Source organism: Agromyces sp. NPDC004153, from assembly GCF_053603635.1.
Map to the genome: position 1 here is coordinate 1 of NZ_JBSGFY010000002.1, position 556 is coordinate 556.

At 65.6% G+C, this 556-nt stretch carries 1 protein-coding gene and 1 rRNA gene; one reads left to right on the plus strand and one right to left on the minus strand.

The window, feature by feature from the left end:
* Nucleotides 1-88, plus strand: a 5S ribosomal RNA gene (gene rrf / locus ACWEOH_RS13915); the annotation flags it as partial.
* 216 nt (nt 89-304) lie between these two features.
* On the opposite strand, the gene ACWEOH_RS13920 is transcribed toward rrf, so the two are convergent.
* Nucleotides 305-556 (minus strand): hypothetical protein (locus ACWEOH_RS13920; protein WP_452031962.1); only part of this gene is annotated, 252 nt, incomplete at its 5' end.

Consider the following 556-nt stretch of genomic DNA (forward strand, 5'->3'; position numbering starts at 1 on the left):
CGGACACATTCCGAACCCGGAAGCTAAGACTCGCAGCGCCGATGGTACTGCAGGGGCGACCCTGTGGGAGAGTAGGACACCGCCGGACATACATTGAGGAATGGCCACCCGAGGACGGGTGGCTATTTCTCGTTAACGGGCCGCCGCAGTGCAGGCCGGAGTACGGTTGAGTCCCGATGAGGACTCCACACACGACAGGACAATCGTGAGCGATTCGAGGCAGGACTCTGGGGACCAGGAGCGTCCCGCACGGAACGATCGGGGCGGTGAGCGGACGCAACGGAGCGACCGCGGGTCCTCGAGGTCACGGTCCGGCCAGGGCACTCGCGGCGCCGCACCTCGCAACGGTGAACGCCCGTACGGCGATCGCGGCGGCAAGCCCGCGGGCGAGCGGGACGGGAAGCGCTCGTACGGTGACCGGGATCAGAAGCGTCCGTATGGTGACCGGGATCAGAAGCGTCCGTATGGTGACCGGGATCAGAAGCGTTCGTATGGTGACCGGGATCAGAAGCGTCCGTATGGTGACCGGGATCAGAAGCGTCCGTACGGTGACCGG